The sequence below is a fragment of the Limihaloglobus sulfuriphilus genome (genome assembly GCF_001999965.1).
Taxonomy (GTDB): domain Bacteria; phylum Planctomycetota; class Phycisphaerae; order Sedimentisphaerales; family Sedimentisphaeraceae; genus Limihaloglobus; species Limihaloglobus sulfuriphilus.
The window spans coordinates 1,563,349-1,576,758 of the sequence record NZ_CP019646.1 but is presented as its reverse complement, the minus strand read 5'-3'; the positions used below and the strand labels follow the sequence as shown (position 1 = coordinate 1,576,758).

Here is a 13,410-nt window from a genome sequence, read left to right as displayed (position 1 = left end):
TTCTCTGGTGCCTATTTGATTATCTTTTTACCGCCGGTGTATTTTTGCAGAGGCCCGGGTATATTAACCGTTCCGTCGGGGTTTTGGTTCAGCTCAATCAGCGGTATCAATACCCGCGGAGAGGCTATAACTGTATTGTTCAGCGTATGACAGAAAACGTTTCTGCCGTTTGAATCCTTGTAGCGAAGGTTGAGCCTGCGAGCCTGGAAATCGTAAAATTTACTTGCCGAGTGCGTCTCGCCGTAACTCTTGCGTGAAGGCATCCAGGTTTCGATGTCGTATTTCTTTGCCTGGCCCTTGCCAAGGTCTCCGGAACAGACATTTACCACGCGGTAGGGCAGGTTAAGGGCCTGGAGTACCGCTTCGGAGTTAGCAAGAATCTCGTCATGGAATTTTCTGCTTTCTTCCGGATCATTTTTACAGATTACCACCTGTTCAACCTTGTCAAACTGGTGGATCCTGTAGAGTCCGTGGGTATCTTTGCCGGCGGCGCCGGCTTCGCGACGGAAGCAGGTTGAAAGTCCGCAGAACTTTTTGGGCAGCTCATCTTCATTTAAAATCTCACCGCTGTGGTAAGCCGTTACCGGAACCTCGGCAGTGCCGGCAAGGTACTGTTCATCACGTTCGAGCTGGTAAGTCTGCTCTTCGGCTCCGGGGAAATAACCTGTTCCCAGCATTGCCTCTTCGCGCATCAGCAGCGGCACGGACATCGGAACATATCCCCGTTCTACCATTAAATCAAGGGCAAATCTCAACACTGCCCAGTGCAGAATTGCGCCGTCACCCTTTAAAAAATAGTTTCTTGTGCCGGCAAGTTTTACCCCGCGGGGGACATCTATAATATCAAGTGAAGTGCCAAGCTCCATGTGGTCTTTGAGCTCAAAATCGAATTCAGGTATCTGCCCCCAGGTTCTCAGCTCAACATTTTCCGTGTCATCTTTGCCCAGCGGCACATCATCGTCTGCCGGCTGCGGCACAAGCAGCAGAAGAGCGTCCAGCTCGGGCTGAACGTTTTTTATGGTTTCGTTGAATTCGGATTCCTGCTCTTTGAGCCGGGAAAGTCTGGCCAATGCGGTTTTTTTCTCTTCCGCGGCCATCTTGGGGATATTCTTGCCGATGGAATTTTTTTCGGTAGCTATATCCTGCAGGTCTGCCTTTGCCTGGCGAAATATGCCGTCAAGCTCCATAAGCCTGTCAATATCGACATCGAAATGTTTATCTCTGGCCGCTTTGACGTACTTTTCAGGGTTTTCCCGTATGAGCTTAATATCTATCATGGTGTTACTCCTGGTATTTCTGCACTATAACAACGTCGTTCTGGCCGCCGAATCCGAATGACTCGTTGACAGCGACTACGACCGCCTGTTTCCTCGGTTCATTTGGAACGTAGTCAAGGTCAAGTTCAGGATCAGGGTCATTGTAATTTGCCGTCGGCGGGATTATACCGGTTTCAATCGCCTTTATGCACGTAATAAGCTCTGATGCGCCGGCGGCTCCGATCAGGTGGCCGAGAGTGCTTTTTACACTGCTGACAGGTGTTTTGTAAGCATTTTCGCCAAAGGCGTTTTTGATGGCTTTGGTTTCAATAGAGTCATTTTCTTTTGTGCTTGTGCCGTGAGCGTTTATATAGTCAACATCCTGATTTGTTATTCCCGCGTCCTTAAGCGCAGCAATAATAGCGGCGGTTCCGCCCCGGGCGTCTTCGTGCATATCTGTTACACGGAACGCATCGCAGCTGCTTCCGAAGCCGGTTATCTCTGCAAGAATCGCGGCGTTCCTTCTTTTTGCCGATTCCAGCGATTCAAGAACAAGCACAGCCCCGCCTTCGCCGAGGACAAACCCGTCTCTGGTTGCGGTGAACGGTCTTGAAGCCGTCTCCGGGCTGTCGTTGCGTCTCGAGAGTGCGGTTAGCAGATTAAATCCTGTTACTCCGAGCGGGTGTATCATGGAGTGGCATCCGCCTGCGAGCATAATATCCGCATCACCCCGGCGGATAAGCATTGCCGCTTCTCCGATGGCCTGGGTACTGGCGGCACATGCTGTCAGGCAGCTGCGGACAACTCCTCGTGCACCGGCGAATATGGCCAGGTGGGCAGAGGGCATACTCGGTTCCTGCTCAAGTTCTCTGTACGCTCTCATGTTCTCGTTTGAGTAAGCCGTCCATTTCGGCCAGTCCATCTGTCCATTTTCGTTATCCCAGGACTTTTCAATTGACTCGAAAAAAGTGTCATTGTCAACCGAGCCCTCGCCGGCGCCAAGATAGACACCGAGTCTGGCCCTGTCGATATTATCACAAGGCGAATCCGTCTCGGTGTCGATGCCCGCCTGGCGACATGCCTGTGCGGCTGCTCCAAGTACAAAAGACGTACCCTTAAGGGCTTCGCAGTGGTCCTGGCAGCTGGAGATGTGATCGCGCAGGTTGTAGTTTTTTACTTCTGCACTGAATTTAGTGGGAAAGGTCGAAGCGTCAAAGGCTGTTGTCAGGGCAGAGCCGCTTTGTCCGCTGAGCAATGCCTTCCACACGCTTTCAACGTCGTGGCCAACGGGGGTAACCATTCCCATTCCTGTTATTACAATACGGTGTGACATTATTTCACCTCCGGATTTTTCAGGACAACAGCGGCTGTCTGACCGCCGAATGTGTAGCCGCAGCAAAGGGCGTAATTTATTTTTTTCTCTATCGGCTTGTCACTGATTTTCAGGCCTGATATGTTTTCTTCGCAGTTCTTCGCTGCGGGTATATAGCTGTTTTCCATGGCTTTGCAAGCAAGTATAATATCAATTATTCCCGATGCGGCTCCGCAATGACCAATCATGCTTTTGGTTGGAAGGAAATACACTCTTTGGGCTTCTGTGCCAAATACCCTTGAAAGGGCGGCCGCCTCGGCGGCATCATCACCGGCAACACCCGTGCCGTGCGGCAATACAAGGTCAATCTCCGCCGCGGTTATGCCGGCGTCTTTAAGAGCGGCGGTAACGGCGATTTCAAGGCCTTTGCCGCCGGGTTCGAGACATTCGAATTTTTTGTTCAGGCTCATGCTCTGGCCGCAGCCGGCAATCTGGGCGTAAACTTTCGCGTTTCTTGATGCGGCAGTGTCTGAATCTTCTAATACCGCAATGCCGCCGCCTTCGCTGAATACACTGCCGCGGGCATTTTTGTCAAAAGGTCTGCAAGCTGTTTCCGGAGGGTCACAACTGCCGGTAAATGAGCGTTTTAGCAGCTGCTGGCGCATCAATACAACGGGATTGATTTTTGCTTCGGCGGCGCCGGCAAGAGCGGCATCCGAATCGCCGCGGTCAATAGTCTGCGCGGCTTCTATAACAGAAACCAGACCTGAAACCTCCGCGAGGGTTATATTATTGCCGGGGCCTCTTATGTCATGGATTATCCCGACATGGCAGGCAAGCATATTCGGCAGGTACTTCAGCAGCCAGAGGGGGGTTATCTTTGATATACCTTCTTCGCCCCAGGCTTTAATGTTGAATTTACCGTCAACCAGGCTTGCCGCGACGGCCGGAGCAAGCTCGGGCAGATCGCAGCTTATCATACCTGAGCCGATGTTTATTGCGAATCTTTCCGGATCAATGCTCACGTTGTCAGGGTCTATTGCCTTTGTTATCAGGCCGCTTGATCTTACTGCATCGTCCGCGGCAACAACGGCGAGTTGGATATCGCGGCTCATAAGTTTAGTAGCTTTACGGTGATATTTCGGGACGAATTTGTTCACCTTGAATTCAGGGGCTTCGCCGGCAATTCGGCATTCAAAACCCGATGCGTCAAAAGCGGTTATCTCCTTGAGTCCGCAAACGCCCTCGCATATCCCTTTCCAAAGCTCTTCTGCCGATAGGCCAAGAGGGCTGATTGCTCCAAGTCCTGTTATAAGTACATTTCGGGTTTTCATTTACGATTGCTCCGCTATGTTTTGGCTCGCCGCGTAATCTCTTAGCAGCCACTCGAACATTTCGGTAAAAACGAAGTTTTCCTCAGGGAATTTCCTGCCGGAGATGTTGTTGTCCAGATGGCTGAACATCAGGTTTATCTCGGCAACGGTTTCTCCTTCACAGCTAATCCGGCCGCTCGTGCTTGCCGCTTCGGGGGCGATTGATAATATCTCCGCATCGAGCCTGATCTGATCCCCAGGGCGAACATATTTAAAAAACTGGGCCTTGTTGACCTTTGCCAGGATCACTTTTTCCTTGAATTTTCCGGCTTCGCCAACCAGAATACCGGCGGTTTGAGCCATTGCTTCTACCATCAGGCATTCGGGCATTACCGGAAAACCGGGGAAATGATCGTGGAGGTGTTCTTCGGCCAGTGAAACATTCTTGATCGCAGAGGCCGACTTGCCGCTCTGAAAATCAACGAACTTATCTATCCATATCCAACGCATATATTATAATTTCGCAATAAAAACAATCAGAAACTCCACTCCAGATAAACGAGAGAGTTTCTGATAAATAGTTCAATTATTACAGCTTAAGGCTTAGCCGTTAAGTTTGTTTTCAATGAAGTTTACAATACTCTCAACGGTAAAGAGATCCGGGATCTTGTTGATGTCAGGATCGCTCTCAAATCCGCTCAGGTCGGTATGGGGCATTTTTGCCTTCAGCTCTGCCAGACCCTTGTCTGTGAGCTTGCCGTCTTCAACAAATTCGGGGTTGCTCATTACAGATTCTGCGGGGAAAAGCTCCTCACGGGGGATCTTGATGTCAAAAGCCTTCTCAAGGCGGAATACTATATCAAGAAAGTCGATACTCTCTGCACCAAGGTCGCCCATAAGTGTCGCGTCTTGAGTTACTTCGTCGTCGTCAAGACCGAGAGCGTCAACGAGCTGTTCCTTTACTTCTTCAAAGATTTCGTCACGTGTTTTTGCCATTGGTTATAAAACCTCCGCATAGTTTTCTTAAGTTAATATTATTTTTATCCTGTAAAGTCTTTAAACACAAAGAGTGAATATATTCAAATACGCGGAAAAATCCAGCAAAATCAGAGCCGGATATAGAAATAATCCGCCATAAATTACGAATTTTGTGTCAGCAGCCTGAGTTTGAGTCTGAGTTTGGCGATCATTTCGGTGTCAGTGTCGCAATATGCCGGATTTTCGTCGCCGAGATTAAAGTGCCGCAGGTCGATTTTCGCCTTTACTATCTCTTCGCCGCCGCTGCGGCCTGATACGGTGAATGAGCTGCTTTTCTCGTCTATATTTTTGGCATCTGCCGTGTACTCTACGCACATTCCCGGTGCCGCGAAACTCTTATAGTTAACGTTTCGTGCCCTCTCCAGCAGTACCATGCTGTTTGAGAAGTCCTGGCTGCTGCGTACAAGCCAGCTTGCCGTCTCGACCATGCCCTGCAGCAGAAACACCCCGGGCAGTACCGGAAACAGCGGAAAGTGATCGCCTAAGTACTCTTCTGCCAGTGATACGTTTTTCACGGCGATTATATTTTTGCCTTCTTCGAGGCCGATTATTTTGTCTATAAGTGAATATTTCATGATCTTCGTTAATGTAGATATATAATAACTTTTAACATTCAGGGTGATGATTTTAATAACAAATATCTGTTTTTCCAGTTTTTTCCGTTTTTTTCAGACCGGAGAAAAGCAAATGAAACAATTTTCTGCGATTTCCCTTTTATTGAAGCACAAGTGTTTTACTTTTACGATGTGTTTTTGCGGGTGTTTTGCCTGCGAAGTTATGATTTATCATTGACTGACAACGCAGCCTTTGTCCATTTTCTTACGGAGTTTATTGTGTATATTGTGTCTGCGCGTTCAAGGTCTTTTGTTTTTATCACAGCTTCCTGTATTTTTCCTGTTTCCAGAAGCTCAGCACGGAAGCTGCCCCCTAAGAGCCCGCATTCTACCGGCGGAGTAAACAATCGGCCGTTCTGTTCTATAACTATATTTGCTATAGTTGTTTCTGTTATCTCTCCTGCCGCGTTCCACAGGATCACATCATCACAGTCTGGAACAGAATTTCTGAATTTATGATAAACGCCGCGGCAGGTAGTCTTGTGGTAGAGAAACGGGTTTGAAATGTCAACCGGCTCTTTGGCTATTGCCAACCGCAGCGGTGTTTTGATATTTGATGGAGCTATTGCTTCACTTTGAATATGGAATTTACCATTCTTAGACACCAGAAGTCTGATTTTATAGCTGCCGACAGAGAGGGCGGATACATGAGATTCAAGCGAAGCCCTTATCTCGCTTGTGTTTAAGGAGAAGTCAAAGTATTCAGCCGAGTCTTTGAGCCTGCTTATATGCCGGTCGAGCAGCAGCCAGCCGTCGCCGCTTTCCCAGAGAATAGATTCCAGCAGCTCAAATTCAGGGAAGTTTGTATTGAGAACGCGGGTCTTAGACGCGGCTTCTTCGTATTCCATTTGACCGGTTGAATCCCAGACAATGCCGCCGCCGGTTCCGTATTCTGCGTAAGAAATTGTTTTATCTATTGTTACCGTTCTTATCGCTACGTTAAACCTTGCTTCTCTTCCCGGAAGCAGGTATCCGATGCTGCCGGTATAAACACCTCTTGGCGAGCCTTCAAGCTCGTCTATTATCTTCATCGACCTAACCTTTGGAGCTCCGGTTATAGAAGCACAGGGGAAAAGAGCTGTTACAATATCACTGAACGGTGCGGCTGTTCGGCAGTTTATTGTTGATGTCATCTGGAGAACAGTGGGGTATTTCTCAATTTCAAACATCGCCGGCACGTTTACGCTTCCCGGCTTGGCGATACGTCCCATATCGTTGCGTATCATATCCACTATCATGCAGTTTTCAGCTCTGTTTTTAAGGCATGTTCGCAGATTTTGAGAGTTTTGCTTGTCCTGAGCATTGGTCACGCCGCGAGGGGCGGTGCCTTTCATCGGTTTTGATTTAAGATTCTCGCCGTCAAGCTCAAAGAAAAGCTCAGGTGAAACAGAGCATATCGCGAAATCATCTGTTTCTATCAGTGAACTGTAGCCTGAAGGGTATATCCCGCAGAGATAATTGAAAAGTGCGAGCGGGGATCCCTTGAAGTCTGTCCGCAGCGGGAATGTGTAATTTATTTGGTAAGTATCACCCTTGCCGAGGTATTCTTTGATTTTTTGAACATTTCTCAGGTAATCAGCTTTGGATATTTGAGGTTTCCATTTGCCGGCAGTAAAGTTTCTGTGTGTGGCGGGCAGCTTGTCGAGCAGATGGATTTTTTTAAAAATTCCAAACCACACCAGGGGAAGCCTGTTAGAGCCAGTTTTTACCTTTAGTGCTTTATCAAATCCCGCCGCGGCTTCATAAGAGATAAAACCAGCCGCGTAATAACCTTGTGAAACGAACTTCTCAACTTTTAAAATACTCTCAGTCACCTTTTCAAGCTCTTGAGCGAGGATGATTTCCCTGAGCCCCTCAAAGCTGTACCAGCGGGTTTCAGAGTAGTCTCCAGTCTGTATCAGTACCGTATTCATTGTCCGTTGCTTTGAAACATGTCTTTCGCGAACTTCAGATAGTTTTAAAATTCAGCCAATTTTTTTGATATGAATAAGTCGGTTAATGATTTTACCGATTAAAGCATGTTTTTCCAGCATTTTCGGACTTCAAAAAAAAACGGGCAGAAGACTGCTCCTCTGCCCGCCATTTAAGGGTGGTTTATGACTTTCAATGTTTTTTTCTAATTAGCAGCATACCTATTCCAAGCAATGCCATTGTTGCAGGTTCGGGAACTGCGCTTATAACGGTCTGATCGAGGTCAGTATCGTATTGTACGAGTATCTCAGTCATGCCGCCTATCGGGTTGAAATTATTTGAATAGTTAGCATACCATGTGCGGTGGTCGCCGGACAAGACAATCTTTCCGTTCTCGATGTTAATGGCAAAATTCCCTGTTCCTTCTCTAAGGAGCAATGCGTTTATGGTTCCGCCGTAAAGATTAACTGTGCTGTTGCTCGCGCTTTTATCACTAAGAAAAATTCCTAAGGTGTTCGTGTTATTTAGCACGCTGGTGTCATAAAGATTGAACACACCCGTTCCCCAGTTCGAGATATACACTCGCTGACTACCTGTTTCAAAAATGCCTCCGTTTTCAATCGTAAAAGTGGCATTTGAGCCCGTTAAGGCAGCATGGACAAACCAATTGGAGTTGGTAAATACACCACCGTCGATTGTTATATCGACCCCCACTTCTCTTAAACTTGCTTCGGCCGGCGTTGACCCACTGATACTGATGCCGGTCGCGCTGTACGGCAGGGGATCGTTGAGACTGAATTGACCGTCGGCAACTGTCGGCGGTCGGTGCTCACCATCTATGTCCCAGTTATTACCGTCATGCCAACTTGTTGCATCGCCATTGCCGGTCCAAGTCACAGCACAATAAGCATTGTAACTGCTTAGACATACCACTGCTGCCAGTACATAAAATAGGGTTGACAACTTCTTTTTCATTGGATTTCTCCTTACAACTAAACAACATTCTTGTCTTTGATTAAAATTGCAACGCAATCATCAAGACTGCGGTACAATAACAACTCTTTGTAACTGTAGTAATAAACTTAAAAACTTGCCGGAAATAATTATTTTTTCAAAATCCAGCTTGCTCCGGTCTGCTGGAAAAATTCGTCGGTAATCATTTTTGTATCGTAGCCTTTGTGCCATCTCTGGTTCCAAAGGTGTTTCATTTCAACTGGTTTTGCCTGCATGTCAGCAAATATCATGTTAACTTTCATGTTGTGGCGGTCAACACAGAGCCTCCGCATGTGATTCTTTATGTAAGATGTTCCATATTCGGCCTTTACATACGCCTTTGGCGGCATGTCCATCATAAGCGGCCATACGCCGTACCATGTGCTGTCGGCTGCCAGGGGGATCTGGTCGGCAGGCGTCATGTTTGCCAGCTTTTTCCAGTACCTATCATAATATGGCTTAACGGGCCCGGGCAGTACAGCTTCGCTCGAGGGGTTGCACGCCCACCAGTTTAGAGCATAACTGCCGTAATCGCCTTCCTCTACCTGGGGCCCGGATGCTTCTGTAAACACTCCCCAAGCATATTCAAGGCTTTGATAACCTCCTTTGATTCTCTCGCTCGTTGGAATACTGGCTTCCGGACAGACTCTGATATCGGGAGATTCGTAATAAGTCCGCATGACCTGCATCCAGCGGATATCTCGACCGTCTTCATCTCTCTGTTCTGATGAGGGCCCGGGGTTTATGCCGTTGTCGTAGTCCTGGGCGTAGAGGTTAAGTATCAATCCCCATTGCTTCAGGTTGGATAGGCATACTACTGATTTGGCCTGTTTGCGTGCTCTTGCCAGAGACGGCATGAGTATTGCCATTAAGAGGGCTATTATTGATATTACAACTAAAAGCTCTATAAGCGTAAATGCTTTTTTTCGAACAGTCATTGCGAAAACTCCATATTTAAAAACATAATTTAAACAACTCAGCCTGCAACTTTCTGATACTCTGCAATACTGACTCAGTAATTATAACTAAACATGTTTACAAATGTCAATACTTTTCTGAATAAAAATTTGTTATATTTATATCTATCTATCTATAAATTACTCTTCTTACTCCAATCTTTGAAGTTATTCTGTTGTGGGGTGTAGTCGTAAGATTTGTTTCTACAAGTAGTTGAAGCAGAGAATGCTTGTTTTTTTGCCTTTGTTGAACGGCTGTAATGCCGTGCAAATTAAAAGTGATTACAAATTTTTGTATTTGTCAATATTTGGCTTGATATTATTTGCATCTTATGTTAAATTTTAACGATGTTAATATAAAGGTTTTGTAATACCTTTAGTATCCGATTGGTAATAGTATGTTAAAAAGGAGATTAAAATGAAACAAATCATTGTACTTACGGTAGTTTCTTTTTTTGCGGCAACAAGTGTAATGGCCGCTACGAACTGGAACGGTGCGGAGGACACTGACTGGTTCAACCCTAACAACTGGGCAACCGGTTCTGTGCCGGGTGAAAGTGAATTGCCCCAGATTGACTATGTTGAGGGCAGAGTTATGCCGATTTTTTCCGCCCCCGGTGAGACCCACATCAACAAAGGACTTCGAATTGCCAGCTCTGGTGTTGCCGGCGAAGCGTCCGTTGAGATAGCCGCGGGAAAAATGGTATGCCTTGATTACGCCAAGCTGATATCCAGATATGTCGGACAGACATCAAAGGTTCTCGTTAGCGGGGGCGAGCTGGAGGTGCAGGGAGTTCTTGATATAGCCATGACCGCGGTTGGTATTCTTGAGATCACATCAGGATATATCAATTTGGAGGGACTGACTATACAAATGTTTTCCCCTGCCACTTATCCCGATGCCCAGGCCTATGTCAGGGTTCACGGCGGAGAGATGTACGTCGGCAATCTTATCATACAAGGCAATTACAACATAGATATTCGTAATGACGGAACTCTTATGCTTCCAGAATCAGAGCTGCCCGTCATCCAGCAGATGATCGGCGAGGGTACCCTGACTGCTTATGGAGACGGCACGGCAAACAGCGGTACCGGCGAGCTAAAAGTGGAAGTACTTGACGGCACTGTAGTTGTTACAGCTATTGAGGTTAAGCCCGAGCAGGCAAGCAAGCCGAGCCCCGCGGCATCATCGGCTCTTAATGTTTTGATGGAGGCAAACCCTGTTGAGCTGAGCTGGACAGCCGGCGTTGGCGCTACATCTCACATTCTTTACGCTTCTACAGATCTTGATGAACTTAATGCGGCGGTTGATGAAACTTCACCTGCTTACATAACCACGACCACAAACCCATTTTACAGTTTCACCGAGGAAGTTTTCCCCGAGGAGACTATTTACTGGCGGGTTGACGAGGTCAGCACAGCCGGCACAGAAACAGGGCTGGTTTGGGATTTCACCTTGTTAGAAGATACTTTGATTGATAATTTTGATTCCAATGTGACCGCATGGGTTGGCAGCGATCTTAATGTTTCGGCAGGCACAGCTGTAAGAATGGGTACGCAGTCGCTTCAGCTTTCTTACAGTTCGGCCGGATATGCTGAGAAGACATTCAGCAAAGCTCTTAATTTCACAGCCGGCGGTCTCGAAAGTCTTAGTGTGTTATTCCACGGCTATGCCGACAATACCTCGATGTCAAATGACTTTTATATTACGCTAACAGACAGCTCCAGTAACAGCAGCAAGGTTAATTACGGCGGCGAATCGTTCTCTCTCGATCAGCAGAACTGGGAGGCCTGGACCGCCTGGGATGTCGCTATTGCAGATTTTGACAATGGGTCAATAGATCTGACCAGTGTTGAAAAAGTTGCGTTTGGTATTGACGGCGGCCAGGGCGATATCTTCATAGACAGCTTCTACACATATCCGCAGAGGTGCGTAGCTGATCTTGGACCGGCCGGCGACCTGAACAACGACTGCGTTGTTGACCTGGCGGACTACAACGTGTTTGCCGCAGACTGGCTTGCTACAGGATACACTGTGACACCTCAGGCAGTGGCCGGTGATCCAGTGGTTTATTACGACTTTGAGGACGAAGGAATGTTTGCAGAAACAGTAACTAACAGGTCAACCTACGGCAGCGATCCGTCACTGTACAACGGTACAAGGACTCTGTTCAGCACTGAATATTCCACTGAAGGTGCTGTCGGAGGATGTATTGATCTGCTTGACGTCGCTGAGGTTGGAAACGTAAGTGTTCCGGCTTCGGTATTTGACAACGTCACCGATGCGGTTTCTGTTTCGGTCTGGGTCAATCTTCATGTACTCGAAGAAAATAAACACGCACCTGTATTCGTTGGTTTCCCGTCTTCTCCGGCAAACGTCTTTAACGGTTATGTTCCGTGGGTTGCCGCTCCAATGAGAGTTCGTTTTGTTACCGACAACAGCGAGGTTGTTCAGGAGGACGCAACATACAGAGGCACAGATGCTTATATAGGCGTTTGGAATCACTATGTGTTCACAAAGGATATAACAACCGGAGCCATGCGTATATTTATGAACGGTGATTTGATAGCCGAGAACTACACAGCTGAAACCATGCCGCAGATAAGTCAGTTTATGATCGGTGCGTCGCCGTCTTTCGTACAGCGTATGAAGGGCAAGGTTGATGAGTTCCGTATCTACGACTATGCTCTGAGCTGGGAAGAGGTTCTTACTCTCTACGGCGAGACAGAACCCAAAGAGGTAGCTCTCGATTCAGCAGCAGATCTTCTTGAGGACAATACGGTTGATTCGCAGGATCTGCAATTGTTAACAGCAGATTGGCTCAGTGAAATTCTGTTCCCAGAGAATTAAATTTAACAATGCCGATAGACACAATAGAAAAAGAAAAACTAATCAAGCATAAGCTGATTAGTGATAAACTTGCGGAAAAAATCTCCAGGGGCGAATATGCCCCTGGAGATAAAATTCCGACGGAGCTTGAGCTTTCCAGAATATACAAAGCCTCACGCCCGACTGTAAGCAAGGCTTTGCGCCGTCTCCAGCGGCAGGGGCTTGTTTCACGCCGCCAGGGAGCGGGCAGCTTTGTGTCCTATCCTGAAAATGAAACCAAAGGCCGTAAGGTCGGACTGCTTGCAAGTATTGCCGAAAAGACACTGCACAACGGTATTTTCGGTTCTCTCATTACTGAAATGTCGCATTACGGCAGCGAGCGGGGTTTTTCCCTGCTGGTAAATTCTGTGCCTCCTGATAATGATATTGTTATTTTAAAGGAATATGCCAGGAGAAACTGTATGGAACTTATACGGCAGAAGGTTGATGCTGTCGTATTTATGCCGCTGGATCTTAATGAAGAAGACATAAAAATAAATGAGGAGCTGGCGAAATCACTCAAGGAGTCGGGGGCTATAGTTGTTCTGCTGGACAGAGATCTAAATCCCTCTAACGGACATAGCGATTTTGATATTATTGAAACTAACAACCGCAGAGGCGGTTTTGACATTATCGAGCACCTGATTGAATCAGGCTGCAGAAAAATAGATATTGTAACCGTGATAGGATTAGCACCGAGCAGCGTTAATGAACGTATAGAAGGCGGGCGCAGAGCTATGGCAAAACACGGCCTTTCGTGGGAAGACCTGCGTCTCCACAAGATAGACCCGCGGCGGCCCGAAAGCTGCTTTGAGTATCTTGACCGGCTTGATGCCGATGGTATAATGTGCACAAATGATACTCTTGCGGCCATCTTAATGAGAGAAATGCTTGGAAGGGGCATAAAGATTCCCGAAGAAATAAAGTTAACAGGCTTCGACGATTCACCGATTGCCGCATACCTGCCTGTGCCTCTGACAACCATGCGGCAGCCGGTTGATGCGCTGGCAGCGGAGGCTATTCGGGCGATAGAATCCCGAAGTAGTAACCGCGACATGCCCGCAAGACAAATACTGCTCTCTTCTGAGCTGATAGTGCGAAAATCAACATCTAACATAAAACCCGATAAGACAAAAGATTTTTGAAAG

The 13,410-nt window shown here is 47.2% G+C and carries 11 protein-coding genes; 2 read left to right on the top strand and 9 right to left on the bottom strand.

Annotation, left to right across the window (positions count from 1 at the left end; all coding sequences use genetic code 11):
- Positions 1-11: 11 nt before the first annotated feature.
- The 9 genes from serS to SMSP2_RS06060 form a co-directional block, all read right to left on the bottom strand.
- A complete protein-coding gene (gene serS / locus SMSP2_RS06100) occupies positions 12-1,277 on the bottom strand; it encodes a serine--tRNA ligase (protein ID WP_146683108.1) in 1,266 nt (421 codons plus the stop codon).
- A 4-nt stretch (positions 1,278-1,281) separates the two neighbouring features.
- Positions 1,282-2,589 carry a beta-ketoacyl-[acyl-carrier-protein] synthase family protein gene (locus SMSP2_RS06095; protein WP_146683107.1) on the bottom strand — a complete coding sequence of 436 codons (1,308 nt, stop codon included), beginning with the start codon at positions 2,587-2,589 and terminating at the stop codon, positions 1,282-1,284.
- Positions 2,589-3,902 (bottom strand): beta-ketoacyl-[acyl-carrier-protein] synthase family protein, encoded by a 1,314-nt coding sequence (locus tag SMSP2_RS06090; protein WP_146683106.1) that lies wholly within the window; start codon positions 3,900-3,902, stop codon positions 2,589-2,591. Before SMSP2_RS06090 ends, SMSP2_RS06095 begins: the two co-directional genes overlap by 1 nt.
- The gene (locus SMSP2_RS06085; protein ID WP_146683105.1) at positions 3,903-4,391 is read right to left on the bottom strand and encodes a 3-hydroxyacyl-ACP dehydratase FabZ family protein; all 489 of its coding nucleotides are present in this window, start codon (positions 4,389-4,391) and stop codon (positions 3,903-3,905) included.
- Positions 4,392-4,484: 93 nt separating this feature from the next.
- Positions 4,485-4,877 carry an acyl carrier protein gene (locus tag SMSP2_RS06080; protein ID WP_146683104.1) on the bottom strand — a complete coding sequence of 131 codons (393 nt, stop codon included), beginning with the start codon at positions 4,875-4,877 and terminating at the stop codon, positions 4,485-4,487.
- 143 nt (positions 4,878-5,020) lie between these two features.
- A complete protein-coding gene (locus tag SMSP2_RS06075; protein WP_146683103.1) occupies positions 5,021-5,494 on the bottom strand; it encodes an ApeI family dehydratase in 474 nt (157 codons plus the stop codon).
- 200 nt (positions 5,495-5,694) lie between these two features.
- Positions 5,695-7,446 (bottom strand): aminodeoxychorismate synthase component I, encoded by a 1,752-nt coding sequence (gene pabB / locus SMSP2_RS06070; RefSeq protein ID WP_146683102.1) that lies wholly within the window; start codon positions 7,444-7,446, stop codon positions 5,695-5,697.
- A 190-nt stretch (positions 7,447-7,636) separates the two neighbouring features.
- Positions 7,637-8,407: a PEP-CTERM sorting domain-containing protein gene (locus tag SMSP2_RS06065; RefSeq protein ID WP_222566417.1), complete on the bottom strand. Its 771-nt coding sequence runs from the start codon at positions 8,405-8,407 to the stop codon at positions 7,637-7,639.
- Positions 8,408-8,547: 140 nt separating this feature from the next.
- The gene (locus SMSP2_RS06060) at positions 8,548-9,375 is read right to left on the bottom strand and encodes a type II secretion system protein (RefSeq protein WP_146683100.1); all 828 of its coding nucleotides are present in this window, start codon (positions 9,373-9,375) and stop codon (positions 8,548-8,550) included.
- A gap of 436 nt (positions 9,376-9,811) precedes the next feature.
- Here SMSP2_RS06060 and SMSP2_RS06055 point away from each other — a divergent pair, with 436 nt between their 5' ends.
- Positions 9,812-12,244, top strand: coding sequence for a LamG domain-containing protein (locus SMSP2_RS06055; RefSeq protein WP_146683099.1), 2,433 nt, complete (start codon positions 9,812-9,814; stop codon positions 12,242-12,244).
- Between the two features lie 8 nt (positions 12,245-12,252).
- Positions 12,253-13,407 (top strand): GntR family transcriptional regulator, encoded by a 1,155-nt coding sequence (locus SMSP2_RS06050; RefSeq protein WP_146683098.1) that lies wholly within the window; start codon positions 12,253-12,255, stop codon positions 13,405-13,407.
- Positions 13,408-13,410 lie beyond the last annotated feature (3 nt).